We start from the raw sequence: 264 nt of genomic DNA, 5'->3' as shown, positions 1-264 counted from the left end.
ATGGCGGACCCGACCGGATTTGAACCGGCGATCTCCTGCGTGACAGGCAGGCATGTTAACCCCTACACCACGGGTCCTTATTTGGTTGCGGGAGAAGGATTTGAACCTTCGACCTTCGGGTTATGAGCCCGACGAGCTACCAGACTGCTCCATCCCGCGATAAAATAAAATGGCGGAGGAAGAGGGATTCGAACCCCCGCGCGGTTTAACCCGCCTGTCGGTTTTCAAGACCGATCCCTTCAGCCAGACTTGGGTATTCCTCCA

General features: G+C 56.1%; 3 tRNA genes. All 3 read right to left on the bottom strand.

The features are described from left to right. Position 1: 1 nt before the first annotated feature. The 3 genes from KH400_RS23825 to KH400_RS23815 all read right to left on the bottom strand — a co-directional run bounded on the left by KH400_RS23825 (position 2) and on the right by KH400_RS23815 (position 263). Positions 2-77, bottom strand: a tRNA-Asp gene (locus KH400_RS23825). Positions 78-82: 5 nt separating this feature from the next. After that, positions 83-159: transfer RNA gene (locus KH400_RS23820), tRNA-Met, on the bottom strand. 11 nt (positions 160-170) lie between these two features. Beyond that, positions 171-263 (bottom strand) — tRNA-Ser (locus KH400_RS23815). Position 264: the final 1 nt, after the last annotated feature.

The sequence above is a fragment of the Desertibacillus haloalkaliphilus genome (assembly GCF_019039105.1).
GTDB classification, from domain to species: domain Bacteria; phylum Bacillota; class Bacilli; order Bacillales; family KJ1-10-99; genus Desertibacillus; species Desertibacillus haloalkaliphilus.
Note: the sequence above shows the minus strand (reverse complement) of the source record. Positions and strands in the feature narration are given on the sequence as shown.